The sequence below is a fragment of the Nonomuraea sp. NPDC049758 genome, from assembly GCF_040674635.1.
Taxonomy (GTDB): Bacteria; Actinomycetota; Actinomycetes; order Streptosporangiales; family Streptosporangiaceae; genus Nonomuraea.
On record NZ_JBFAMZ010000005.1, the window covers coordinates 530,512 to 554,074 of the forward strand.

General features: G+C 71.1%; 22 protein-coding genes and 2 pseudogenes. 15 read left to right on the forward strand and 9 right to left on the reverse strand.

Annotated features, from left to right (window positions below):
* Window positions 1–93: 93 nt before the first annotated feature.
* The gene (locus tag AB0J46_RS16825) at window positions 94–978 is read right to left on the reverse strand and encodes an SDR family oxidoreductase (RefSeq protein WP_364332164.1); all 885 of its coding nucleotides are present in this window, start codon (window positions 976–978) and stop codon (window positions 94–96) included.
* 114 nt (window positions 979–1,092) lie between these two features.
* On the opposite strand from AB0J46_RS16825, the gene AB0J46_RS16830 reads away from it, so the two are divergent.
* Complete coding sequence (locus tag AB0J46_RS16830; protein WP_364332167.1) at window positions 1,093–2,025, forward strand: LysR family transcriptional regulator; 933 nt, start codon at window positions 1,093–1,095, stop codon at window positions 2,023–2,025.
* 6 nt (window positions 2,026–2,031) lie between these two features.
* Here AB0J46_RS16830 and AB0J46_RS16835 read toward each other — a convergent pair whose 3' ends face one another.
* Both AB0J46_RS16835 and AB0J46_RS16840 read right to left on the reverse strand, forming a co-directional pair.
* Complete coding sequence (locus AB0J46_RS16835) at window positions 2,032–2,409, reverse strand: nuclear transport factor 2 family protein (protein ID WP_364332170.1); 378 nt, start codon at window positions 2,407–2,409, stop codon at window positions 2,032–2,034.
* Window positions 2,406–3,779: an MFS transporter gene (locus tag AB0J46_RS16840; protein ID WP_364332173.1), complete on the reverse strand. Its 1,374-nt coding sequence runs from the start codon at window positions 3,777–3,779 to the stop codon at window positions 2,406–2,408. Before AB0J46_RS16840 ends, AB0J46_RS16835 begins: the two co-directional genes overlap by 4 nt.
* Window positions 3,780–3,866: 87 nt before the next feature.
* On the opposite strand from AB0J46_RS16840, the gene AB0J46_RS16845 reads away from it, so the two are divergent.
* The gene (locus AB0J46_RS16845; RefSeq protein WP_364332176.1) at window positions 3,867–4,565 is read left to right on the forward strand and encodes a TetR/AcrR family transcriptional regulator; all 699 of its coding nucleotides are present in this window, start codon (window positions 3,867–3,869) and stop codon (window positions 4,563–4,565) included.
* A 485-nt stretch (window positions 4,566–5,050) separates the two neighbouring features.
* Here the strand turns inward: AB0J46_RS16845 and AB0J46_RS16850 are convergent, their stop codons facing one another.
* Genes AB0J46_RS16850 through AB0J46_RS16860 form a run of 3 tightly spaced genes read right to left on the reverse strand, consistent with a single transcriptional unit; the run spans window position 5,051 to window position 7,732 of the window.
* A complete protein-coding gene (locus AB0J46_RS16850; protein ID WP_364332179.1) occupies window positions 5,051–5,683 on the reverse strand; it encodes a DUF47 family protein in 633 nt (210 codons plus the stop codon).
* Complete coding sequence (locus tag AB0J46_RS16855; protein WP_364332182.1) at window positions 5,680–6,609, reverse strand: inorganic phosphate transporter; 930 nt, start codon at window positions 6,607–6,609, stop codon at window positions 5,680–5,682. The genes AB0J46_RS16850 and AB0J46_RS16855 overlap by 4 nt, the downstream gene beginning before the upstream one ends.
* 19 nt (window positions 6,610–6,628) lie before the next feature.
* On the reverse strand, window positions 6,629–7,732 hold the full coding sequence (locus tag AB0J46_RS16860; protein WP_364332185.1) for an ROK family protein: 1,104 nt from the start codon (window positions 7,730–7,732) through the stop codon (window positions 6,629–6,631).
* A gap of 72 nt (window positions 7,733–7,804) precedes the next feature.
* Here AB0J46_RS16860 and AB0J46_RS16865 point away from each other — a divergent pair, with 72 nt between their 5' ends.
* Genes AB0J46_RS16865 through AB0J46_RS16890 form a run of 6 tightly spaced genes read left to right on the forward strand, consistent with a single transcriptional unit; the run spans window position 7,805 to window position 14,019 of the window.
* Window positions 7,805–9,037: a Gfo/Idh/MocA family oxidoreductase gene (locus tag AB0J46_RS16865; RefSeq protein ID WP_364332188.1), complete on the forward strand. Its 1,233-nt coding sequence runs from the start codon at window positions 7,805–7,807 to the stop codon at window positions 9,035–9,037.
* Entirely contained in the window at window positions 9,034–10,275 is a 1,242-nt protein-coding gene (locus AB0J46_RS16870) for an ABC transporter substrate-binding protein (protein ID WP_364332191.1), read from the forward strand. Before AB0J46_RS16865 ends, AB0J46_RS16870 begins: the two co-directional genes overlap by 4 nt.
* Before the next feature lie 29 nt (window positions 10,276–10,304).
* Window positions 10,305–11,165 carry a sugar ABC transporter permease gene (locus AB0J46_RS16875; RefSeq protein ID WP_364332194.1) on the forward strand — a complete coding sequence of 287 codons (861 nt, stop codon included), beginning with the start codon at window positions 10,305–10,307 and terminating at the stop codon, window positions 11,163–11,165.
* Window positions 11,162–11,968, forward strand: a complete 807-nt coding sequence (locus AB0J46_RS16880; protein ID WP_364332197.1) for a carbohydrate ABC transporter permease — start codon at window positions 11,162–11,164, stop codon at window positions 11,966–11,968. The genes AB0J46_RS16875 and AB0J46_RS16880 overlap by 4 nt, the downstream gene beginning before the upstream one ends.
* 24 nt (window positions 11,969–11,992) lie before the next feature.
* The gene (locus AB0J46_RS16885; RefSeq protein ID WP_364332200.1) at window positions 11,993–12,820 is read left to right on the forward strand and encodes an endonuclease/exonuclease/phosphatase family protein; all 828 of its coding nucleotides are present in this window, start codon (window positions 11,993–11,995) and stop codon (window positions 12,818–12,820) included.
* Window positions 12,821–12,831: 11 nt separating this feature from the next.
* On the forward strand, window positions 12,832–14,019 hold the full coding sequence (locus AB0J46_RS16890) for an SGNH/GDSL hydrolase family protein (RefSeq protein WP_364332203.1): 1,188 nt from the start codon (window positions 12,832–12,834) through the stop codon (window positions 14,017–14,019).
* On the opposite strand, the gene AB0J46_RS16895 is transcribed toward AB0J46_RS16890, so the two are convergent.
* The gene (locus AB0J46_RS16895; protein ID WP_364332206.1) at window positions 13,935–14,351 is read right to left on the reverse strand and encodes a hypothetical protein; all 417 of its coding nucleotides are present in this window, start codon (window positions 14,349–14,351) and stop codon (window positions 13,935–13,937) included. The two genes, AB0J46_RS16890 and AB0J46_RS16895, sit on opposite strands and share 85 nt — an antisense overlap.
* 397 nt (window positions 14,352–14,748) lie before the next feature.
* Between AB0J46_RS16895 and AB0J46_RS16900 the strand changes: the two are divergent.
* From AB0J46_RS16900 to AB0J46_RS16925, 6 genes and pseudogenes are all read left to right on the forward strand, one after another.
* Window positions 14,749–14,808: pseudogene (locus tag AB0J46_RS16900) on the forward strand (hypothetical protein); the annotation flags it as partial.
* 124 nt (window positions 14,809–14,932) lie between these two features.
* Window positions 14,933–15,424 (forward strand): annotated as a pseudogene (locus AB0J46_RS16905) (DNA-binding protein); the annotation flags it as partial.
* 156 nt (window positions 15,425–15,580) lie between these two features.
* The gene (gene sigK / locus AB0J46_RS16910) at window positions 15,581–16,177 is read left to right on the forward strand and encodes an ECF RNA polymerase sigma factor SigK (RefSeq protein ID WP_364332257.1); all 597 of its coding nucleotides are present in this window, start codon (window positions 15,581–15,583) and stop codon (window positions 16,175–16,177) included.
* A complete protein-coding gene (locus AB0J46_RS16915) occupies window positions 16,174–16,950 on the forward strand; it encodes an anti-sigma factor (RefSeq protein ID WP_364332209.1) in 777 nt (258 codons plus the stop codon). Before sigK ends, AB0J46_RS16915 begins: the two co-directional genes overlap by 4 nt.
* 136 nt (window positions 16,951–17,086) lie before the next feature.
* Window positions 17,087–18,673 carry a molybdopterin-dependent oxidoreductase gene (locus AB0J46_RS16920; protein WP_364332212.1) on the forward strand — a complete coding sequence of 529 codons (1,587 nt, stop codon included), beginning with the start codon at window positions 17,087–17,089 and terminating at the stop codon, window positions 18,671–18,673.
* 40 nt (window positions 18,674–18,713) lie between these two features.
* Complete coding sequence (locus AB0J46_RS16925; protein ID WP_364332216.1) at window positions 18,714–19,349, forward strand: fasciclin domain-containing protein; 636 nt, start codon at window positions 18,714–18,716, stop codon at window positions 19,347–19,349.
* Between the two features lie 464 nt (window positions 19,350–19,813).
* On the opposite strand, the gene soxR is transcribed toward AB0J46_RS16925, so the two are convergent.
* Window positions 19,814–20,317, reverse strand: coding sequence for a redox-sensitive transcriptional activator SoxR (gene soxR, locus AB0J46_RS16930; RefSeq protein ID WP_364332219.1), 504 nt, complete (start codon window positions 20,315–20,317; stop codon window positions 19,814–19,816).
* A gap of 26 nt (window positions 20,318–20,343) precedes the next feature.
* Entirely contained in the window at window positions 20,344–21,789 is a 1,446-nt protein-coding gene (locus AB0J46_RS16935; RefSeq protein WP_364332222.1) for an MFS transporter, read from the reverse strand.
* 779 nt (window positions 21,790–22,568) lie between these two features.
* Here AB0J46_RS16935 and AB0J46_RS16940 point away from each other — a divergent pair.
* Window positions 22,569–23,444, forward strand: coding sequence for a hypothetical protein (locus AB0J46_RS16940; RefSeq protein ID WP_364332225.1), 876 nt, complete (start codon window positions 22,569–22,571; stop codon window positions 23,442–23,444).
* Window positions 23,445–23,563: the final 119 nt, after the last annotated feature.

Below are 23,563 nucleotides of genomic sequence, written 5' to 3' on the forward strand. Positions count from 1 at the left end.
GCATGGCGTGCACCATCAACAACTGCGAGGCTGCCGCGTAGCTCAGCTGCCGGCCGGTCAGGACCGGGCAAAGTGACCGGCGGAGCTGCGGGCTCAGCTCTTGAAGTAGTGTCCCGCGTTCAGATCGGCGATGAGCCCGGGGCGGCCGGGACGCCAGTCCAGCAGCTTCTGGGTCAGGGCGGAGGAGGCCGGCATGTCCAGCGTGACGAAGGAGGCCAGCCAGCCGAAGTGCTCGCCCGCCTCCCGCGCGGTGATCGCGGTCACCGGCACGCCGAGCCGGCGCCCGATGACGCCGGCGACGTCACGTACCGGCACACCCTTCTCGGCGACGGCGTGCAGCCGCGCGCCCGCGGGAGCCTCCTCTAGGGCCAGCCGGTACAGGCGGGCGGCGTCCAGCCGGTGCACGCTCGGCCACCGGGGGTCGCCGTCGCTCACGTACGCGGAGACGCCCTTCGCGCGGGCGATGCCGATCGCGACCGCGACGAACCCCGGGTCACCCTCCCCATGCACCAGCGGCAGCCGCAATATCGAGACCCGCACCCCGCGCTCCGCGAACGACAGCGCCACCTGCTCGGCCGCCCCTCGGGGCGAATGCGTCCCCGGCTCGTCCTGCTCGGTGCCGACGCGGCCGGGCGGGAGCAGGCCGGTGCCCGAGGTGACCACGAGCGGCCGGCCGGACCCCGCCAGCGCCTCGCCGAGCGCCGCGATGGCTCGCCGGTCGGTCTGGTTGGCGGCCTCGAAGTTCGCGAAGTCGTGCACGAAGGCCAGGTGGATGACGCCGTCGGCGGCGGCGGCCCCGTCGCGCAGGCCGGCGAGGTCGTCGAGCGAGCCGGGGTGGGGCTGGGCTCCGGCGGCCCTCAACGCGGCGGCGGCCTCATCCGTACGGGCCAGACCGGCCACCTGGTGCCCGGCCTCGATGAGCTCACGTACGGCGGCGGACCCCACGAAACCCGTGGCGCCGGTGACGAAAACACGCATGATGATCTCCTTCTTCAGCGGTGTTCCCATCGTCGGAGCCGGTGCCGTGCGGCGTCCAAAGCCTGTCGCTCATCGGGCGATACGTTTCAGGCATCACCGCAGTAGGCTGCGGGCATGCCCCAGTCGCCCGATCTCGATCTGCGGCTCGTACGCTACTTCACGGCCGTCGCCGAGCACCGGCACTTCGGCCGCGCCGCCGAGGCCCTGCACATCACCCAGCCGTCGCTGAGCCGACAGATCCGCGCCCTTGAGCGGCAACTGGGCGCCCTCCTGCTCGACCGAACCCCGCAGGGCACGCGACTCACCGAGGCGGGCGAGGTCTTCCTGCCCCGCGCGAAGACGCTGCTGCACGCGGCCGCCCAGGCGGCGGCGCAGGCCCGCGCCGCCGCTCGGCCCAGCCGGATCACCATCGGGTACACGATGGGCCTCATCGTCACGCCGGCCGTGCGCGAGCTGCGCCGCCTGCATCCGGATGCCGACGTACGCACCTCACACGTGGCCTGGAACGAGCCGCGCCCCGCTCTGCTCGACTACCGTGTGGACGCGGTGGTGACCCGGCTGCCGTTGGCGACTGATGGGCTCGACGTGACGATCCTGTATGGCGAGCCGCGCGTGCTGCTGCTCTCGCGCGACCACCGCCTGGCGGGCAGGGGATCCGTGACGCTCGCCGACATCGCCGACGAGCCGTTGCCCCGGCTGGCCGACCCGGACCCGGCCTGGGAGGCGTACTGGCGCATCGATCCCAGGCCCGACGGCCGCCCGGCCCCCGACGGCCCCGTCATCGCCGACATCGAGGACAAGTTCGAGCTGATCGCCGCCGGGGAGGCGGTGGCCATCGCGGGCGGCCCGACCCTTGTCAACCTCCGCCCGGACATCACCTCGATCCCCTTGGAGGGCGTCGAGCAGAGTCACGTCGTGCTGGCGACCCGGGCCGGCGACCACAACCGCCTGGTGTCGGCGTTCCGCAAATCCGCCAGGGCGCTGCTCACCGGTTCGCGGGCAACCCTGAGGTCGCCGGAGGCTGCGGGTGGTCCGGCGGGTGGATGACGTACGTCACGCCGCCGCTGCCGGTGTTGCGCAGCCACACCTTCTCGAAGCCTCTCCGAGCAGGACCGGCAAGCCTTTGTCGAGGTCGCCGGTGAAATCCACCACGTCATAACCGGTGGCGACCGTGCCGAGCCGCCAGGTGAACAGGGCGCGGTCGTGGTGGGCGCTGATCACGGTGTCCAGGGTGAAGCTCAGGTCGCCGAAGTTCTGCTGGGCCTTGCCGATCGCCTTCGACAGCTCCGCGTGCCCACGCAGGCCCGCGTAATCGGGGTCGGAGTAGAACGAGTCGTCGGTGAGGACGGACGTCATGAGCGCCTCACGGGCGGCGACGTCACGCTCGTTCCAGATGTCGAGGTACGTGAGGATCAGGTCGTTGGTGCTCATGCGGTCACTCCTTCGAGAGTGCGGGGTCGGGAGGGTTCGAGGGCCAGGGCGATCAGGCCCCCGGCGACGGTGAGCGCCGCGGCCGTCCAGCCGGCGACGTGCAGGCCGCCGAGGAGGTTGGGCGAGGCGGTGGAGATGGCGACGATGACGGCCAGGCCCATGGCGCCGCCGATCTCCTTGGCGGTACTGGCGATCCCGGAGGCGACGCCCTGCTCGTGTGGCGCGATGCCGGATCCGGCTGAGGCGAACAGGGTGACGAAGGCGACGCCGCCGAACAGGCCCCAGACGACGCTGCCGGGCAGCAGGGTCCAGAAGCCGCCCGCAGGCGTGGTGCCCATGACCATGAGGGCGATGCCGAGGCCGGTACCGACCGTCGAGACCGACAGTGTGGTGCGGACGCCCCAGCGGCCGAGCCCCATCGGGGTGACCTTCACGGCGGCGAACATGCAGACCAGGGTGAGCGGCAGGAAGCTCAGGCCCGCCTCCAGGGAGCTGTAGCCGAGGACAGGCTGCAGGTAGGAGGTGAGGACGTAGTAGCCGCCGCCGAGGGTGCCCTGGAAAATGGCGATCACGATCATGGTGGTGGCCAGGGAGCGGCCACGCGCCAGCCGTAGCGGGATCAGCGGGTCGCGGGTGCGTGACTCCACCACCAAGAGCGCCACCAGCAAGAGGGCGCCTGTGACCAGCGAGCCATAAACGCGGGGCGAGTCCCATCCGGAGTCGGGACCGCTGGCCAGCCCGAACACCAGCAGAGCGGCGCCCCCGGTGGCCAGCAGCGCGCCGGGCACGTCGAAGGAACCCGGGGTGCGGTCGGGATCGGCGGGCAGCAGGCGGGGTGCGGCCAGGGCGCAGATCAGCGCCAGTGGCACGTTGACGTAGAAGACCCATTCCCAGCCGAGATAGTTGGTCAGCACACCGCCCAGCAGGGATCCGGCGGCCAGTCCCGCGCTGCCCGCCATGCCCCAGGCGCCCAGTGCCCGGTTGCGGGCCGGCCCCTCGGCGAATCCCCGGTAGATGAGCGTGAGGGTGGCAGGAGTCAGCAGCGCACCGCCGATGCCCTGGACCGCGCGGGCGGCCACCAGCATCTCCGACCCGGTCGCCAGTCCGCCGGCCAGCGAGGCGACGCCGTACAGCGCCAGTCCTGCCATGAACATCCGGCGTGGTCCGAGCCGGTCGACGGCCCGTCCGCCGAGAAGCAGGAGCCCGCCGAGGCCGATCGCGTAGGCGCTGACCACCCACTGGACCGACGACGGGCTGAAACCGAGCGCGTTCCCGATGTCGGGTAGCGCCACGTACACGATGTTGTAGTCGAGAGCCACGATGAGCTGCGTCAACGCCAGCAGCCCAAGGCGCAGTCGTGGCGATTCCATAAATCCCTTCCTACATGCCGTCAAATTACTACACGGTGTTCACCTTAGAGCACGGAGTTCAATAGTCAAACCCTGTAGACTGCTGGCATGGAAGCGACCATGAGCCGACGCGAACGGCTGCGTGCTCAGACCAGCGCCGAAATCAAGGCGATCGCGCTCAAGCTCATGGCCGAGGGCGGCCCCGACGCGATCTCGCTGCGCGCCATCGCGCGCGAGATGGGCATGACGGCGGGCGCCATCTACAGCTACTTCGCCACTCGCGACGACCTGGTCACGACACTGATCGGCGACGTCTACACCTCGCTCGTCGAGACCGCCGAGTCGGCGCGCGACGCGGTGCCCGAGTCCGATGCCGGCGGGCGGATCATGGCCTGGGCGCAGGCCGTACGAGAATGGGCTCTTACCAACCCCGAGGGTTTCCGGCTCATCTACGGTGACCCGGTGCCCGGCTACCAGGCGCCGGAAAACAGCCCCGGCATCGCCGCCGAAGTGCGCGCCTGCACCGGCATTACCGGTCTCGTGGCTGCCGCGTGGCCGGTCACCGGGAGCGCGCGCCAGGACTATGACTGGGCCGACTTCGACGCCGGCTTGGTCGCACACACCCGAGAGGAGTTCCCCGATCTGCCACCCGCGGGGCTGGCCCTGACCATGCGCGTGTGGGGGCGCATGCACGGCTTGCTGGCGCTGGAGATCTACGGACACCTGCGCGGGCTCGTCCACGACCCGGCGACCGTCTACCGCGATGAGATGCGCGACCTCATCGCCTCACTCGGGCTTAGCGCATGAAGCTGCGGTTCACAGCCATGATGGCCAACTTCACCGCCCGCCCGCCCGATGACGGAGGAAGCCTCCGGCGCGGCCTGAGTGCCGATCAGGGTGTCGCGGTTCGCGCGCGTTGTGCGCTGACTGCCTGCCGCGGTACCGGCGTCTTGCCGATGCGGTCGGCGGCGTAGCGCGCAACCAGCAGGCGAATCCCCAATAGATCAGCTCTCACAAACGCTCGATTGCCAGAGAAGATCGCCAGACGGCTTCGCAGGGCTGGTTCTGATCGCCGCAGAGGCTGATTTATTCTCACGGTGGGAAAGCAACGCCGCGGGAGGACAAGCATCCTCGGTCACAGCCCGTTCACGCACCGCCTCAAGCTCCCGGCGCGCCTGCTTCGACCGGCCCCTGCACGGCGAGCCCCGGCCCCTGCCGGACGGCCCGGCCCCCGTCGACCCTGAGGTCACCTTTCAGAACCCTTGGACGGTACCGTCAGGCGGGCGCGGTGTTCAGCGCTTCATCGCGCCCTCGGCCGCCGCGTCGGCCGCGGCGGCGATGGCCGTGCCGGCGAGCTCCAGGCGGCGGGCGAGCTCCCGTTCCTTCATCTTGTCAGCCGTCAGCTCGCCGGTGAAGATACGGGCGATCTCGTACTGGTACATCCTGCGCACCGCCCCGCCCGCCTTCTTGGCCGCCAGGGCGTCCCCGACGGCGGCCGACGGTTTCGACGCCAGCGCGCGGACCGCTTCGTCCAACGCCTCGATGCCCGCGAGCACCTGGTCGAGCAGCGGGGTGAAGCCGGTTCGGCCGGGCAGGCGGTACAGGTGGGCCCCCCTGACGAAGTCGCGCAGCGCGTCGAGCACGTCGTCGATGGCGCGCGAGAGCCGGAACAGGTCCTCCCGGTCGATCGGGGTGATCAGGACGGACTCCAGCTCCCCCACCAGCCGGGCCCGCTGGGTGTCGCCGAGGTGCTCGATCGCCCGCATCCGCTCGTGCGCCCCCGCGTGGTCGACCTCGCCCGCCACCATGGCCAGCGCGAGCCGGGCGCCCTGCCTGGTCGCCTGGAGCTGTCCGGCCAGGGCCTCCGTCAGCGCGGTGTCCATGCGCCCGGCCAGCAGATCGCGGAACCGGCTCAGCCGCCTCATACGACCATCCCCAGCCCGAAGGACGCCAGCCCCGCGAGCAGGGCGCTCGTCGGCAACGTCAGCAGCCAGGCCAGCACGATCTTGACGGCCGCGTGCCAGCGCACCCTGCCGCCGCCCTCCGCCATCGCCGACCCGATCAGCCCACCCGCGACCGCCTGGGTCATGCTCACCGGCATCCCGGCCGCGGCGCAGCCGATCACGGTGAGTCCGGAGCCGGCCTGGGCGGCCACGCCGTACAGGGGGCGGACGGAGGTGATCTCGATGCTCAGCGTGCGGCCCGCCTTCGGTAGGCCGTACAGGGCTCCGACGCCGAACAGGGCCGCGGCCGTCAGCGTGACGGGAGGCGGCGCGTCCGGGACGCCCAGCGCGAGGATGAAGACGGCCGTCATCTTCTGGCCGTCGTTGGCGGCGTAGGCGAGGCTCTGGACGGCGAACCCGGCCCAGTGCCAGCGTGCCAGTCCCCGGCTCGCGGTCACGGCGCCCAGCAGCCGCGCCACCAGCGGCGCCGCCAGCGCTCCGGCGAACGGCGCGGCCAGCCCCACCGCCAGCACGAGCGCCACCGGCCCGGCCGCCACGGGCATGCCCCAGCCGATCCCGGCCCCGGTGAGCCCGCCGACGACGGCCAGGGTGAGGCTGGTGGGCTTGCCGAGATGACCGAGGGTGAGGACGACGACCAGCGCCGCGATCACCGCCACCGCCAGGACGTGCCGGGCGTGCGGGCCCTGCGGCGTGGCCAGGCGCCGGGTGAACGTCTGCGCCACCTCCTGAGTCAGCAGGGGGACCAGCGCGTTCATCGCGACGAGCACGGCGATGCCGGTCCGCGGGCGTACCGTGGGCAGCTTGTGGCCGGAGGCCAGCAGGGCGCCGCCGTCGTTGACGCCCGTGACCAGGGCGAAGACGGCCGCGAGCAGGATTTCTAAGGGCACGGCGGGCCGCCTGGTCCGGTCACAGCCCCAGCCGTTCCCGCTCGACGTGGTCGAGCGCCATCCGGACCGCGCCGAGTGCGATGCTCTCCTCGCCGAACGTGGACAGCGCGACCTCGGGAGGGTTCAGGCACATCTGGGCCAGATGCGCCCGCATGCGTCCGAGCAGCAACTCGCCCGCGCGCGAGAACCCGCCGCCCACGACGACCAGCTCGGGGTCCACCACGAGCACGAGCGCGGACGCGCCGCGCGCGAGCCCGTGCGCGAGCCGGTCCACCACCGCGAGCGCCTGCTCGTCGCCCGCCCGCGCCGCCCGGAAGATCTCCTCGGCGTCCCGTCCCGCCTTGGCGAGCACGACGGAGGAGTCCTCCCATCCGGTCAGCGGCAGTCTGCCCAGCTCGCCGGCGCTGCCGGTGCGGCCGGTGCGCAACCGGCCGTCGAGCAGCAGGCCGTGCCCGGCCCGGTATCCGGACAACACGTAGACCAGGTCCTCGACGTGCCGCGCGCTGCCCCGCCAGTGCTCGGCGACGGCCGCGAGATTGGCGTCGTTGGCCGCGAACCCGGGGCAACCGAACCATCGCCCGACCTGGCCGCCGAGGTCGAGCCCGGTCCAGCCGGGGATGAGGTGCGAGACCGACACCCGGCCGGACCGGTCCACGACGCCCGAGGTGCCCACCGTGGCCGCCCACACGCCTCCGCGGGCCAGCCCCGCCGCCTCCACGCACGCGGTGGCGGCCCGCTCGGCCAGCGCGAGGCGTTCGGCGGCGGGCATGTGCTCGTCGGCGTCGAGCCGTCGTTCCTCGATCACGTCGCCGTTGAGGTCGGCCAGCATGGCGAGAATCCGCCGCGGCCCCACGTCCAGGCCGACGACGTGACCGGCCTCGGACCTGAACCTGAAGCGGCGGGCGGGCCGCCCGGCCCTGCCTTCGGTCGGCGCGGCCTCCTCCGCGAGCCCCCGCTCGGTCAGGTCGGACAGCGCCACCTCAGCGGTCTGCCGCGACAGACCGGCGGCACGTGCGAGCTGGGTCAGCGTCTGCGGCCCGCCCTGGCGCAGGGCGTGCAGGGTGGCGCGCGTGTTGAGGCGGCGCAGCAGTGCGGTGTCGTTAGTAACACCGAGAGTTCTCATAAGGCCCCTTGACGGTAGGACTGGGCAAACTCTAGCTTTACGTCGCGTCTTCTCATAATTGGAGTTGGGAACATGCGACAGGTTGGGCTGGCCTTGGTCGGTGCGGGCGACCGAGGGACGAGATACACGCGATACGCGACGGCGGACGGCCGTGCCAGGCTCGCCGCCGTGGCCGAGCCTGATCCACGGCGCCGGGAAGGACTGCTCGCCGAGCACCCGGACGCCGTCGGCTTCGGCGACTGGCGAGAGCTCGCCGAGCAGCCGCGGCTCGCGGACGCGGTGGTGATCGCGACGCTGGACGCCAACCACGTGGAACCGGCGGTGCGCTTCGCCGAGCTCGGCTACCACATCCTGCTGGAGAAGCCGATGGCGATCCGGCTGGAGGACTGCCGGAGGATCGTCGCGGCCGCCGAACGGGCGGGCGTGTTGTTCGCCGTCTGCCACGTGATGCGCTACACGTCCTACACCCGCGGGGTGAAGGCCGTGCTCGACAGCGGGCGGCTCGGCGAGATCGTGAACATCGAGCACCTGGAGCCCGTCGGCTGGTGGCATCATGCCCACTCCTATGTGCGCGGCAACTGGCGTCGCACCGATCAGGCCACGTTCATGCTGCTGGCCAAATCGTGCCACGATCTTGACTGGCTGACGTACGTGATGGGCCGCCGGGTGACGCGGGTGTCGTCGTTCGGGGGGTTGAAGCACTTCACGGCCGGCAACCAGCCGGAGGGTGCGGCGGAACGCTGCCTGGACTGCGCCGTCGCGGACACCTGCCCGTACGACGCGAAGCGCATCTACCTGCCCTTCGTGGGCAGCCAGGACCGCTGGCCGCTGGCCGTGCTGAGCGAGGACACCACCGAGGCGGGCGTGCTGCAGGCGCTGCGCGAGGGCCCCTACGGCAGGTGCGTGTACGCCTGCGACAACGACGTGGTCGACCACCAGGTGGTCAACCTCGACTTCGACGGCGGGGCGACCGCCTCTTTCACCATGACCGCCTTCTCCCCCAAGACCCCGCGCCAGACCCGCATCTTCGGCACCCGCGGCTCCCTCGAAGGGGACGGCGCCCGGCTCACCGTCACCGACTTCGTGACCGGGGCCGTCGAGGTCATCGACACCAACCCGCCCGCCGACGGGCACAGCGGCGGTGACCAGGGCCTGGTCACGGCGTTCCTGGACGCCCTCACCCGCAACGACCCCTCCCCCATCCTCTCCGACCCCCGCGAGAGCCTGCACAGCCACGAGATCGCGTGGGCGGCTGAGGAAGCCCGCCTCACCGGAACCGTCGTCACCCTGAAGGAACCACGATGAAGAAGACCCTCTTGCTCGCCTGCGCGCTGACACTCGCCACGACCACCGCGTGCGGCGCCGACGAGGAGGAATCGCCCGCCGACGGACGCGGCCCGATCACCATCGTCGACACCCAGAGCCACGAAGCCGCGACCAGAAAGGTCATCGACGCCTGGAACGCGGCCCACCCCGACCAGCAGGTGACCCTGGACATCCAGCCCAAGGACGCCGACAGCCAGCGACAGCGCCTGATCAACAACGCGCAGACCAAGTCCGACGCCATGGACGTCATCATGCTGGACGCCGTCTGGACGGCCGAGTTCGCCGCCAACCGCTGGGTGGACCCCATCGCCGCCGGCACGTTCAAGGCCGAGGAGTTCCTCGCCCCCACCCTGCAGACCGCCACCTACCGGGGCACCCTGTACGCGATGCCCTGGCTCACGGGGACCGGCCTGCTCTACTACCGCAGCGACCTGGTCGACAAGGCCCCCACGACCTGGGCCGCGATGAAGGAGACCTGCGACGAGGCGCTGCGCGGGCACAAGGAGATGTCCTGCTACGCGGGCCTGCTCGACAAGTACGAGGGCCTGACCGTCTCCTTCTCCGAGGCCGTGCAGTCCGCGGGCGGCACCGTGGCCGACGAGTCCGGCGCGCCGCACCTGGACACCGACGCCGCCAAGGCGGGACTGTCCTTCCTCGTGGACGGGCTCAAGAGCGGCATGATCCCCAAGGAGGGCATCACCTTCAAGGAGGACGAGGTCAAGAACGCCCTGCAGAGCGGCAAGGTGCTCTTCGCCCGCAGCTGGGCCTCGCTGTACGGCACCGCCAACGCCGCCGACAGCCCCGTGGCGGGCAAGGTCGGGGTCGCCCCCATTCCCGGCCTCGACGGCCCGGGCAGCGGCACCCTCGGCGGGGCGAACCTGGCGATCTCCGCGTTCTCCAAGCACAAGGAGACCGCCAAGGACTTCCTGGCCTTCCTCACCTCGCCCGAGCAGATGAAGACCTGGGCCACGGTCAACAGCACACCCGTCGCCCGCGCGGCGCTCTACGACGACCCGGAGCTCGTCAAGCAGTACCCGTACCTGCCCTCCCTGAAGGAAGGCATCGTCGCGGCCAAGCCCCGGCCGGTCGCCGTCAAGTACGGTGACGTGACCGCGGCGATCCAGAACGCCGTCTACCCGGCGCTGTCCGGCGAGGTGGCCGTCGACCAGGCGCTGTCCGGGCTGCAGCAGCAACTGTCGGGGCTGCTCAAGCAATGAGGCGCGGCTCGCGGTGGTTCACCGCACTGATGATCTCCCCGACACTGCTCGCCCTCGCCCTGGTGGTCCTGTACCCACTGGTCGCGGCCGCGCGGGAGTCGATGTACGTCCGGGGCGAGGGCCTGGACGCCGACGGTTTCGTCGTCGAGGGCGAACGGTTCGTCGGCCTGGCGCACTACGCCGAGCTGGTCGGCGAGCGCTTCCTCAACGCCCTGGCCAACACCACGGTCTTCACCGTCGTCACCGTCACGCTGGAGACCGTGCTCGGCGTCGCGATGGCGCTGGTCATGCACAACGTCCTGCGCGGCCGCGGCCTGGTGCGGGCCAGCATCCTCATCCCCTGGGCGGTGCCGACCGCCATCTCCGGCCTGATGTGGCGGTGGGTGTTCCAGGCCGACGGCGTGGCCAACGCCGTCATCGGCGAGAAGATCCTGTGGACCACCGAAGGCGTCCAGGCCAAGCTCGCCGTCGTCATCGCCGACACGTGGAAGACCGCGCCGTTCGTCGGGCTGCTGGTGCTCGCCGGGCTGCAGATCATCCCCACGATGGTCTACGAGGCCGCGAAAGTGGACGGCGCCTCGGCCTGGCAGACGTTCTGGCGCATCACGTTGCCGCTGGTCAGGCCCGCGCTGGTGGTGGCGGTCCTGTTCCGCATCCTCGACGCGCTGGCCATGTTCGACCTGCCGTTCGTGATGATCGGCCGGGGCAAGCTCTCCGTGGAGACCCTGTCGGCCCTGGTCTGGGACGAGGCCACCCAGCTCCGATACGGGTCGGCCGCCGCCTACGGGATCGTGCTCATCTCGTACGTGGCCGTGGTGGTGTTCGTCTTCGTCCGCCTGCTCGGCGCCGACCTGCTCGCCGACGCACGATCAAGGAAGAGGACGGCATGAAGAGGGCCTTGGGGGCCGGGCTCGTCGTGGTGTACTGCCTGGCGCCGTTCTACTGGATGGTCGTCTCCAGCCTGCGGCGCACCGGCGACATCTTCTCCACCACGCCCTGGCCGTCGCCGCCGTCACTGGAGAACTACACCGCGGTGTTCTCCGGGCACAGCGACTTCGGCCGGGCACTGCTCAACAGCCTGATCGTGTCGGCCGGCACCACCGCGCTGACGCTGGTCCTCGGCATCTGCTGCGCCTACGCGCTGGCCCGGCTCACCTTCCGCGGCAAGAACCTCGTGCTCGGCCTGATCATGGGCACCTCGATGTTCCCCGGCGCGCTGCTGATCGTGCCGCTGCTCAAGCTCTTCACCGAGCTGGGCTGGATCAACACCTACCACGCGATGATCGTGCCGAGCATGTCGTTCGCGCTGCCGCTGGCCGTCTGGACGCTCACCGCGTTCTTCCGCCAGATGCCGCACGAGCTGGAGCAGGCCGCCACGATCGACGGCTGCACCCGCTGGGGCGCGTTCCGGCGGGTGATCCTGCCGATCGCCGCGCCGGGCGTGTTCACCACGGCCATCCTCGCCTTCTTCGCCACCTGGAACGAGTTCATGATCGCGCTGACCATGATCAGCAAGGCGGACATGCAGACCGCCACCGTGCGGGTGGCCCAGTTCGGCGGAGCCTCCGACTTCGACACCCCGTTCGGCACCCAGATGGCCGCAGGGGTCGTCGTCACGATCCCCCTCGTGATCCTCGTCCTGGTCTTCCAGAAGAGGATCGTCGCCGGGCTCACGTCCGGCGCGCTCAAGTAACCCCCGGAAAGGAACCCCCCCATCATGAGCATCAGCAGGAGAGGTCTGCTCGGCGCCGGCGCCGTGGCGGCGGCCGGCGTCGGACTGGCCGCGATGCCCGCCTCCGCGACCGTGGAGAAGCGCAGGATCCGGCGCGGGGTCATCCGCGTCGCCTCCTTCAACATCCACTACGGCGCCGGTCCCGACAACGTCTTCGACCTCCGGCACACCGCCGAGATGATCGAGGCCATCGACCCGGACGTCATCGGCCTCCAAGAGGTCGACAAGCACTTCCGCGCGCGCAGCGAGTGGCTCGACACCGCCGGCGAGCTGGCCGGCATGCTCGGCATGCACCAGGCGTACGGCGCCAACTACGACCTGGACCCGCTGGAGCCGGGTCAGCCGCGCAGGCAGTACGGCACCGCGTTCCTGTCCCGCTGGCCGATCCTCGAATCGGGCAACACCCGCCTTCCGCAGCACACCGGCAGCGAGCCGCGCGGCCTGCTGGAGGTCGTCGTCAACATCCAGGGCAAGCAGGTACGGCTGGGCAACTCGCACATGCAGCACACCAGCGACGCCGAGTGGCAGGAGCAGGCCGACGCCATCACGGCCCGGCTCGCCCAGTCGGCCCAGCCGGTCATCCTGCTCGGCGACACCAACGCCGTGCCGTCCTTCCCCGGCATCAAGACCTTCACCGACCGGTACGACGATGTGTGGGCACGGGTCGGCGTGGGCCCCGGCCTGTCGGCGGCGAACACGTGGCGCTTCGACTACGTCTTCGTGCCCAAGGGCTCCGACGTGCGCTCGGCCTGGCTGGTGAGCACCGACGCCTCGGACCACCTGCCGCTCGTCACCGACCTGCTGCTCCCGTGAAGGACGCCTCCATGACCCCCCGGCGCCTGCTCACCGCGTTGCTCGGCGTCGCGCTGACCGCGCCGATCGCGCTTCCCGCGCGGGCCGGCGGGCACTGGGCCGACGCCTGGGCCACCTCCCTGCACTCCTCGGCCGCCGCCGTCGTGCCGCCCGCGTACGAGAACCAGAGCATCCGCATGGTCGTACGGATGCGCGGCGACGGCGACCAGGTGCGCGTCCGGCTCTCCAACCTCCATGGCGACCGGCCGGTGACCTTCGGCGGCGCCACCGCGGCACTGCGCAGCTCCGGCCCGGCGCTGGCCCAGGGCACACTGAGGCGGCTCACCTTCGGCGGCGCGCCCTCGGTGACCGTCCCCGCCGGTCAGGACGTCTCCAGCGACCCGGTGGAGCTGAAGGTCAGGAGCGGCCAGGACCTGGCCGTCAGCATCTACCTCCCGGACGCCACCGGGCCGGCCACCTGGCACCGCTCCGCCGTGCAGACCAACTACCTCACGACCGGCGACCACACCGCCGACGAGGACGGCGGCTCGTTCACCACCACGGTGAGGAGTTGGATCTTCCTCAACGCGGTCGCCGTCACCCACGGGCCCACCCACGAGACGCTGGTCGCGCTCGGCGACTCCATCACCGACGGCTCGGGCACGGCCGTCGACGGTTTCGAGCGCTGGCCGGACCATCTGGCGGCCCGGCTCGCCGCCGTCCCCGGACGCGACCCCGCCGTCGTCAACGTGGGCATCGGCGGCAACCGCGTGCTGGCCGACACCGCACAGGACGGCCTGAGCGTGCTGAACCGGCTGGAGCACGACGTGCTCACCCGCGACGGCCTGAGGTACGTGCTGCTCCTCGAAGGCACGAACGACCTGCGCAACCGTGCCACAGCCGGCCGGCTCGTCACCGCCTACCGCCAGATCGCCGACCGGGTGCACGCGGCGGGCGCGCGGATCATCGGCGGGACGCTCCCGCCGCTGAAGGGCAGCGCCGGGTACGACGAGGCGTTGGAGGCCGAACGTCAGGCCGTCAACACCTGGATCACCACCGGCGGCGCGTTCGACGGGGTCGTGGACTTCGCGAGCGCGCTGGCCGACCCCGCGGACCCGCTGCGCTACCTGCCCGCCTACGACCGCGGCGACCACATCCACCCCAACGCCGCGGGCTTCGCGGCCATGGCCGCCGCCGTGGACCTCGACCTGCTGCACTGAACACGTCCGGGCTGAACACGTCCGGGCGGGACGCGCACACCGCGTCCCGCCCGGTCCGGCGGCCCTCGGTCCGTCCAGAGCTGAGCGTGCAGGGTCCGGAGGACCCATCGCTCCCAGCGCTCACGCGGCCAGCCGCGCGCCTGGACGAACAGCAGGTGATGCTCGGGGCTGAGCAGGCCGTACAGCAGGTCTGCGGCCATCTGCGCGGACACGCCGGCACGCGCCCTGAGCTTGCCGACCAGGGCCTTGGCCGCGGCCTGCTGGACGACGTACCGGGGATCGACGTCGTTCGGCCACAGCGCGGCACCCTCGGGGTCGCTCGCGACCGCCACCTCCAAGACCCTGCCGATCGGCGCAACGCTCCAGAACCACGGTCGTGCCGGCGACGTAGGCGCGCGGCAGGTCCTGGGCGGTGGCCGCGGCCCAGTTGGTCGCTGAACTCCACGACGGCGTGGCCGGGCCCGTCCACGCTGTCGGTCTGGACCGGCTCGGCCTGCACTTCCTACGTCCCGGGATCGGCTGGGGCGGCTCCTGGTTCCCAAGGACTCCGAGGCGTTGCGGCAGCTCGCCGACAACACCGGCTACCACCTGCAGTTGCTGTCGGCCGTGATCGAGATGAACAACCTGCAAAAGCGCCGGGCGATCCAGAGGATCAAGGACGAGCTGGGCAGTTCGGCAGGCATGCGGGTGGCGTTGCTCGGTCCGACCTTCAAACCGGGGACCGACGACATGCGGGAGGCGCCAAGCACAGTGCTGGCCGCCGGCCTGCCGGCCGAGGGCTCCGAGGTGCACTGCCGGGATCCGCCGGCACGCCCGGCCGACGCCGAAGCACTCCAGCCACAGTGCCGAGCGCGACCAGCTCTACCGCAGCGCCGGGCTGCTGCCGCCGCAGGCCGGGACCGTCGACACCCACGTGCCACCTGGCATCCAACGGCTCGTCTCGCGCCTTGGCGATGTCCCGATCGGCGTGTTCGCCGCGGACTGGACCCTGGTGTGGTGGAACACCATGTGGAGCGCCCTGCACGGCGACCCCGCCGCCCTCCCGGCCGCCGAGCGCAACCTTGCCCGTGCGCTCTTCGGCAACGGCGCCGCGAGCGCCTTGATGCTTCCCGTCCGGTCGGAACGCGGGCCGGACGCCTTCGCGGCCTCGATCGTCGCCGACCTCAAGGACGCCGTCTCCCGCTATCCCGCCGATGCCCGGCTCGATCGTCTCGTACGAGAACTCCGCGAGACCTCCGGCGCCTTCGCTCATCACTGGGCTGCGCAGACGACCGGCGCCCCTCATACGACCGACGCGAAGAGCATCCGGCACCCTCAGATCGGCGACATCCTGCTCGACTGCGACGTCCTCATCGTTCCCGGCGCCGACCTGCGCATGGTCACCTACACGGCAGCGGCCGGAAGCGCCGAGGACGGAAAGCGATCTTCTCCGCGTCACGGGAGGCCGCCTCGCCACCACACATCGCCGACCGGCTGCAGCAGGGTGGTGACCCATCCGGTGCGGGGACGGCTCCGAAGCCTGGGTGGCCGGTGTTGTGCCGGCCGGGGCAGGAGGGGCTGTATGGGAGCGCGTGACCGGTCGCCGGTGGGCCAGGACCGTCCGGGCAGTGGTCCGCCGGGTCTGGAGGAATTGCTGCAGGCGGTCGGCAAGGGAGATCGCGGGGCGTTCGAGCGGCTGTATGACGTGCTGGCGCCGCGAGTGTACGGGCTGGTGCTGCGGGTGCTGCGAGATCGCGCGCACAGCGAGGAGGTGGCCCAAGAGGTAATGGTGGAGGTGTGGCGCAGCGCCGCCCGCTACGAGCCGGCCAGGGGGTCGGTGATGGCGTGGGTGCTGACCATCGCGCACCGGCGGGCGGTTGACCGGGTGCGCGCGGCGCAGGCGGGCACCGACCGGGAGGAGCGGGCCGCGCGGCTGGAGCCGCACCGCTGTTTCGATGAGGTGGCCGAGCTGGTGGTGGGCCGGCTGGAAGGCGAGCGGTTGCGCCGCTGCCTGGACAACCTCACCGAGCTGCAGCGGGAGTCGGTCACCTTCGCCTACTACGGCGGTTACTCATACCGGGAGGTCGCCGAGCTGGTCAAGGCACCGCTGCCGACGGTCAAGACACGGATGCGCGATGGGCTGATCCGGCTGCGCGACTGCCTGGGAGTGGAGCGATGAAAGCGGCAGAGGACGGGTTCGACCCGCACACCCTGGCGGGCGCCTATGCGCTGAACGCCATCGACGACGAGGGCGAGCGGCGCCGTTTCGAGCGGCATCTGACCACGTGCGCCGAATGTGCGCAGGAGATCACCGGTTTCACCGAGACGGCCGCTCGCCTCGGCGTGGCGGTGGCGGCCGAGCCGCCTTCCGGCCTGCGGGCGCGAGTGTTGGCCGAGATCGAGCAGGTGCGTCAGCTGCCGCCGACGCTGTCGCCTGCAGCGCCTTCCCGGCGGGTGTGGAGGGTCGCGTGGCGGCCGTGGCTGGCGGCGGTGAGCGTCGCCGCGGCGCTGGCCGTGGTGGCCGGGCTCGGCGTGAGCACGCTGCAGGCGCGTCAGGAACTGGCGCAGGCCCGGCGGGCCGAGCAGCGGATCGCCGCGGTGCTGGGCGCGGATGACGCCCGCACAGTCACCGCTCCAGCAGCACGCGCTGCGGGGGTGGGGCGAGGCGGCCGGGGCACGGTGGTGCTGTCGCGCTCGCAGGGAGCGCTGGTGTTCTGGGCGGCCGGGCTGGGTGAGCCGCCCGCGGGCCGGGTGTATCAGCTGTGGCAGCTCGCACCGGGACGGATCACCTCGGCCGGGCTGCTGGCCTCCAGCGGCTCCGGCGGCACGATGCCGGTCCTCGCCGCCGTCAGTGCCGGTGCGGGCCAGGTGGGGGTGACGGTGGAGCCGGCCGGCGGGTCACGGCAGCCGACCAGCACGCCGTTGCTCCTGGTGGACATGCCCGCCGCCTGACCTTCCCGCCCGGCACCCGCAGCCCGGGGAAAACGGCACCCATCCGTTTCGGCAGTGGCTCCGAAGCCTTTGTCTGACTGCTGAGAAACCAGCCCACGACGGGGCGCCCCCCGCACCGACCCCGACGCCGGCCCACGTGCCGGCGGGCCGGATGCTGGGGGCCGGCGTGCCCGGGGTCTTCGGTGTGCTGGCCGCGGCGCTGGCGCTGGGCCTGGCGGAGCTGACCGCCGCGCTGGCCGGTCGGCCGCAGGCCGGTCCGCTGCTCGCGGTGGGGTCGGCGGTCATCGATGCGAGCCCGGCGTGGCTGAAGGACTTCGCCATCCGCGCCTTCGGCTCCGCCGACAAGCCGGTCCTGCTCCTGACGCTGGCGGCCGTGATCGCGGCCGCGTCGGCGGCCGTCGGGACGGCCGCGCCTCGGCGACCGCGCCTGGCCATCGCGGCCCTGGCAGGGCTCGCGGCGATCGCTGGGGCCGCGGCGCTGTCCCGGCCGGGGACAGGCCCGATCGACGTGCTGCCCGTCGCGGTGGGGGCGGAGGGCAGCAGCTTCGCCCTGCTCTACACCCGCCGCCGGCTCCGCTCCACGCGTGAGGGCCGCATCACGCTCGGCGACCTGGTGTGCTACGGCCATCCCGTCCAGCTGCCGGCACCGGTGCCGGCAGCCGATCGGCGGGCGCTGCTCACTCGCGGCGCCGTCGTGCTCGGGGCGGCTGTGCTGACCGGCGGCGCCGGCCGGGCGATCACTTCGGCACGGCAGGCGTCCGCTGATGGCCACGCCTTGGTGCTGCCGCCTCCCGCCGACCCGGCCCGGCCGCTCCCGCCGGGCGTGGGATTGAGAGTGCCGGGGCTAGGTCCGTTCACCACCTCCAACGACGCCTTCTACCGGGTCGACACCGCGCTGATCGTGCCGCGCGTGCCGCATCAGGAGTGGACGCTGCGCATCCACGGCCTGGTCGACCGCCCGGTCGAACTGTCCTTCGCCGAGGTGCTGGCCCGGCCGCTGACCGAGCGCGACATCACCCTGACCTGCGTGTCCAACGAGGTCGGCGGCCCGTACGCCGGAAACGCCCGCTGGCTCGGCATCGACCTGGCCGCGCTGCTGCGCGAGGCCGGCATCCAGGCCGGGGCCGACCAGGTCCTGTCCCGCTCCGCAGACGGCTGGACCGCCTCCACCGCCCTGGAATCGGTGCTGGACGGCCGCGACGCGCTACTGGCCATCGCGATGAACGGCGCCCCGCTGCCACCCGCGCACGGCTTCCCGGCCCGGACGATCGTGCCCGGCCTGTACGGCTACGTCTCGGCCACCAAATGGGTCACCGACCTCAAACTCACCCGCTTCGCCGACGAACGCGCCTACTGGACCCGACGCGGCTGGGCCGAACGCGCGCCGATCAAGACCGCCTCCCGCATCGAGGTACCCAAGCCCTTCGCCGAGGTACCCGCCGGTCCGGTCACCGTCGCCGGCACCGCCTGGGCGCAGCACCGCGGCATCGCCGCCGTCGAGGTCCGCGTCGACGACGGCCCCTGGCGCCCGGCAGACCTGGCCGCCTCCGCCGGGCCCGACACCTGGCGGCAATGGCACACGACCTGGCAGGCCACCCCTGGCCAGCACCGCCTGCAGGTCCGCGCCACCGACGCAGGCGGCCACACCCAGCCCGCCGAACGCATGCCGCCGATCCCGGACGGCGCCACCGGCTGGCACACGGTCCTGGTGACCGTCACCTGAACTCCCCCTCAACAATCCATTCACCAAACACAGGAGCATCATGAACATTCGTCATGCCGCCGGACTGCCGATCCTGGCCATGGCCTGCGCAATGGCCGTCGCACTGACCGGTACCGGCCCGGCCGCGCTGGCCTCCACCCGACACACCGACACCGCTGCCAGCGGTGTGACCTGGTCCGCCGCCGCGCAGCCGATGACCGCCCGGCGCCCCTTCGGGGCCGCCTGCTCGGCCGTGCCCCGCACCGGCAAGGGCAGCTTCACCGGCATGGCCGCCGACCCCGTCGCCACCGCCGCCTCTCACAACCCCGCCCTGTCCACCCTCGTCGCCGCAGTGAAGAAGGCCGGCCTCGTCGACACCCTCAACGGAGCCGATGGCATCACCGTCTTCGCCCCCACCAACCAGGCATTCGCCAAAATCCCCAAGATGACCCTGGCCAAGGTCCTGGCCGACAAGAAGATGCTGACGTCCATCCTCACCTACCACGTCGTCGCCGGCCGCAAGACCCCGGACGACCTGCGGCGCGGCCGCTTCACCACCCTGCAGGGCAGCACGGTCGCCACCCGCGGCTCCGGGACCGCCTACGCGGTCAACAACGCCCGGGTCGTCTGCGGCGACGTGGCCACCCGCAACGCCACCGTCTACATCATCGACACAGTCCTCATGCCCAAGAAATAGGAAGTCCTCGGTGCGCTGGCCATCGAGACCGAACTCCTGCAGCCTGCCACCACGACGAATGGCCGGGCGCATCGCGTCGGGCCATTCATCACCTCTGGGGCACATCCATCGTGGCCGGGCGGCACGCTAGGCGGGGCTGTGTGATCGCCCTGGTCAGGGGCATGACCATCCCCTTCTCGCGTACTTGGTTCGCCCCCTGGCGAGGTTATCTGGGGTGCCGAGAAGGTGCCGGCTATGTAAGGCAAGTGGCCTCCCGACGCACGTGCCTGACAAGTTATCCAGGGGTGTCAGGCACGTGCGTTACCGATGGAAACGCCTCCCAAGGATCTCGCTGAGGGTTCGAAAGGCTCACCGCCGATCCGGGGCGGCCACCGTCGGGGAGATCGGGATCCGTCGTTACCATCGGCGAGCCCGGCGGGCGCCGACCCGTCGTAAACGTCGAGGACATGGCCGACAGGTATGGATCAAGGGCTCGGCTCGTCCGAGGAACGTCGTGTCAGGTCGCCGGGCAGGGATGCGGTGGGCTCCTGGAGCCGCACCGGTCCGGGGCCGTGGTCGCGCAGGGCGTCGTCGGGATTGAGCAGCAGGCAGGCTTTCATCGATAGGCAGCCGCAGCCGATGCAGCCCGTGAGCTCGTGTTCGAGCTGCTCAATGGCGCGGCGGCGTTCCTCGAGCTGCTTCTTCCACGTACGGGAGACCCGCTGCCAGTCCTTGTGGGCAGGGGCGCGGTCGGTGGGGAGGGTGGCGAGGATCTCGGCGACGTCCGACAGCGGGATGTGCAGGCGCTTGGCCACGATGATGAGGGAGATCCGGCGGAGCATGTGCCGGGAGAAGACGCGTTGGTTGCCGCCGTCGCGTTCGCTGAAGATCAGGCCCTTGCGTTCGTAGAAGTGCAGGGCGGAGGCGGGCACGCCGGTCCGGCGGACGATGTCACCGATTGTGAGATGGTCCTCTGGGCTGGCGTGCACGGCGGCTCCTTGTGATGAAGACGGTGTCAGGCGGTGTGGCGGGACCTGGCGCGGCTGTGGATGAGGACGGCCACGATGACGGACAGCACGAGGCAGAGCAGCCCGGCGCCGAGCTGGGTGAGCTGCCAGGACCAGGTGAAGGCGTCCAGTTCCACGGACTCGGCACCGGGCGTGAGGCGCCCGGCGCCGACCTCGGCGGCACGGGTCGTGTCACCGAGCCTGGCCGCGAGGAGGCCGGTCAGGGAGGCGCTGAAGGCGGCGATCACCATGGCCTCCGCCGCTCCGCGCAGCGTGTTGAGGAATCCGGCCGCCATGCCGACCGCGTCGGCCGGGACCAGGGCCATGGCCTGTCCGTCGGTGATGCCGAAGGACGCTCCCATGCTGAGGCCGATCATCAGCAGCGGCGCCGCGGCCGCCGCGACCGGGTTGCCGGCGTTCAGTCCCATCAGCCACAGGTTCCCTGCCACCACCAGGGCCAGCGCGATCACCATCACCAGCCGGGCCGGAACCCCCTTGTTGACCAAGGTGACGGCGACCATGGGCATGACCAGCACAGGAGCGGTGAGCAGCAGCATGGCCGCCCCCGCGGCGGCGGGCGAGAGTCCCGCGGCCGCCTGCAGGTAGGTCGGCAGGAAGACCAGAACGCCGAGGAATCCGATCGAGGTGGTCAGCGTCGCGAGGCTCCAGCCCAGGAAGCCGCGGTTGGCGACCAGGAAGGGAGCCAGGACCGGGGCGGCGCTGCGCCGCTGGGACAGGCCGAAGCACATCAGCGCGACCAGGCCGGCGACGGCGGTGACCAGGACGGCCGGATGGGTCCAGCCGAACGCGGGCGCCTCCAGCAGCGCGAACATCAGCAGGGTCAGCGCGGCGACGAACAGCACGCTGCCCGTCCAGTCGATCGGGCCCGTGCCGGTCGCCCGGGACTCGCGGGTACGGGTCGCGCCCAGGGCGACCAGCAGGCCGAGAACCGCGAAGACCGCGAAGCTCTCCCGCCACCCGGCGGCCGAGATCAGCAGGCCCGACAGGGTCGGGCCGACGGCGATGCCGACGCCGGCCATGGTGCCCATCAGGGCGAAGGCGCGGTTGCGGGCCGCGCCGTCGTAGGTGGAGGCGAGGATGGCGCCGCCGGCCGCCATGATTCCGGCTCCACCGACGCCCGACAGGATACGGGCGACGTCGGTGATGATGATCGCCTGGCTCAGCGCCGTCGCGAGGAACCCGGCCACGAAGACCAGTGCCGCGGCGACGAACACCCGCCGGCGGCCGATCCGGTCGGCGGCCGAGCCCGCGACGAGCGTCATGGCCGCGAAAGCCAGGTTGTATCCGGCGACGACCCAGTGCAGCAGGGACCCGGACGCATCGAGGTCCCGGCTGATGCTCGGCAGCGCCACCGCGGTTCCCGAGATGGACATCGCCACCAGCACGACGCCGACCAGGACCACCGGGAGCGTCAGCGGAGAGGGCCGATCCACCGCGGCGTGATGCTCGGACGGTTGTGTGGAGGTGTCCATGCTGTTCGCTTTCTCTGGTCCGGAGGCCGACGGCGAACAGCCCATCAGCTCAACCTAAGTTGAGGTCAAATGCGGTGGTGAGAGCTCTGCTCGACAAAGGGCAGCGGTAGACCTCCGGCCGACTCACACCTCGGTGCGGCAGCGCGGGCCAACCCGTTTGTCTGAGATGCCTGGCAACGGCCACCCAGCCTCCTGCCGCTGACCTCGTCGCTGCATCCGCACCGCTTGTAGACCACGCAATGCATGTCATCGCTGCCTGTCATCGCTCGCCTCCAGGTCCGTCCCAGAAGCAACGTACGAGTCGCGCAACGACAGACCTAGCCAAGAGGAACGTTTAGGTAGGTACCTCAGCCAAGTGGCCCATCTGGTGCGATCAGAACCGAAGTTCGGGTAGGACCATCGCCCCATAAAAACCCGGAGTTCACATGTATGGGCCCCAGCCGGGCTTCGGCCGAACGACCTGACGCCGCAGCATCGCCACCACGCAACACCATGGCTTCTGCATCCTTCGACTGGTCAGAGCCATCATGACTGGGTCTGAAGCGATACAGGACTCCAGGACCCGGTCGCCGCAGTAACGGGCACCCAGGTCAGAAGGATTCCCCATCGTGGGTTTCCATGTGCGCACCAGCCTCAGGGCTGGACCGTTCCGTTTCACCCTCAGCCCGGGCGGGATGGCCGTCTCGACCGCCATTCCGGGCCTTCGAGTAGGGATGGGCCCCCGCGGCAACGTTGTGCGCATGGGACGCGGAGCGGTCTCCTACCGGACCGTCGCGCCCGGCCGTGACGTGGTCATGCACGATGTCGTCAGCCTGGTCCCGGCCCAGCCGAGTGACGTCGTCCAGCAGCTGCAGAAGGCCGCCAGACGCTGGCCGTACTGGCCGTTCACCCTGGCCGCCGTGCTCGTCGCGGGGCTGGTGACAGGACGCTTCGGCCTGGTCATCATCGCCGTCGGGCTCCCTTTCGTACTCTGGGTGGCGTTATGCGATCGGGCCGCTCGCGCGGTGGTCGTCATGTACGACGTGACCGACGAGGCCGCTGCACGCTTCGATCACCTCGTCAACGCGATCACCGACCTCCAGCGAACCCACGGCTTCTGGCTGATCACCGCATCCGGCGCGCTCGCCAGCACCTACCAGTACAAGGTGAACGCCGGCGCCGCCAACCTGCTGCGCAGGATGAACGCCACGGCCCAGCTGGCAGGACCACGGATCCTCATCACCAACGTCGCCGTCCCGACCCTCACCGCGGGCAGCCTGTCCGTGCACTTCCTGCCCGACCGGGTCCTGATCCGGGACGGCCGCCACATCGCCGACCTCGCCTACCAGCACCTCCAGGCCGGCGTCGAACACTCCCGCTTCATCGAAACAGGCCCTGTGCCACGCGACGGCACCGTCGTAGATTCCACCTGGCGCTACGTCAACGTCAAGGGCGGCCCCGACCGCCGCTTCAAGAACAACGCCCGCCTGCCCATCCTGCTGTACGGCAGACTCATCCTCCGCAGCCACAGCGGCCTGAACCTCGTCTGGGACGCCTCCCAAGTTCCCCTCGTCCGGGCTGTGGCGAACGCACTCCACCAGTCCATCGCCGCCCGACCGCCTGTGATCCACTCCTGAGGTTGTCTACTCCATCACCGCCCGCTAGTGTTCTGAGTCGTTAATTCGATTAATAAATAGGTACGATGTCTGCATGGCGAAGCGTGGCAGACCTCGACGGCCCTTGCTTGTCAGCGAAG

Coding starts and splice junctions, on each gene's coding strand:
- AB0J46_RS16850 (WP_364332179.1), bottom strand. CDS start 5,683: ATGAGGCGGCTGAGCCGGTTCCGCGATCTGCTGGCCGGGCGCATGGAC.
- AB0J46_RS16825 (WP_364332164.1), bottom strand. CDS start 978: ATGCGTGTTTTCGTCACCGGCGCCACGGGTTTCGTGGGGTCCGCCGCC.
- AB0J46_RS16870 (WP_364332191.1), top strand. CDS start 9,034: ATGAAGAAGACCCTCTTGCTCGCCTGCGCGCTGACACTCGCCACGACC.
- AB0J46_RS16890 (WP_364332203.1), top strand. CDS start 12,832: ATGACCCCCCGGCGCCTGCTCACCGCGTTGCTCGGCGTCGCGCTGACC.
- AB0J46_RS16835 (WP_364332170.1), bottom strand. CDS start 2,409: ATGAGCACCAACGACCTGATCCTCACGTACCTCGACATCTGGAACGAG.
- AB0J46_RS16885 (WP_364332200.1), top strand. CDS start 11,993: ATGAGCATCAGCAGGAGAGGTCTGCTCGGCGCCGGCGCCGTGGCGGCG.
- AB0J46_RS16925 (WP_364332216.1), top strand. CDS start 18,714: ATGAACATTCGTCATGCCGCCGGACTGCCGATCCTGGCCATGGCCTGC.
- sigK (WP_364332257.1), top strand. CDS start 15,581: ATGGGAGCGCGTGACCGGTCGCCGGTGGGCCAGGACCGTCCGGGCAGT.
- AB0J46_RS16830 (WP_364332167.1), top strand. CDS start 1,093: ATGCCCCAGTCGCCCGATCTCGATCTGCGGCTCGTACGCTACTTCACG.
- AB0J46_RS16865 (WP_364332188.1), top strand. CDS start 7,805: ATGCGACAGGTTGGGCTGGCCTTGGTCGGTGCGGGCGACCGAGGGACG.
- AB0J46_RS16880 (WP_364332197.1), top strand. CDS start 11,162: ATGAAGAGGGCCTTGGGGGCCGGGCTCGTCGTGGTGTACTGCCTGGCG.
- AB0J46_RS16875 (WP_364332194.1), top strand. CDS start 10,305: ATGATCTCCCCGACACTGCTCGCCCTCGCCCTGGTGGTCCTGTACCCA.
- AB0J46_RS16845 (WP_364332176.1), top strand. CDS start 3,867: ATGGAAGCGACCATGAGCCGACGCGAACGGCTGCGTGCTCAGACCAGC.
- AB0J46_RS16860 (WP_364332185.1), bottom strand. CDS start 7,732: ATGAGAACTCTCGGTGTTACTAACGACACCGCACTGCTGCGCCGCCTC.
- AB0J46_RS16940 (WP_364332225.1), top strand. CDS start 22,569: ATGGGACGCGGAGCGGTCTCCTACCGGACCGTCGCGCCCGGCCGTGAC.
- AB0J46_RS16915 (WP_364332209.1), top strand. CDS start 16,174: ATGAAAGCGGCAGAGGACGGGTTCGACCCGCACACCCTGGCGGGCGCC.
- AB0J46_RS16840 (WP_364332173.1), bottom strand. CDS start 3,779: ATGGAATCGCCACGACTGCGCCTTGGGCTGCTGGCGTTGACGCAGCTC.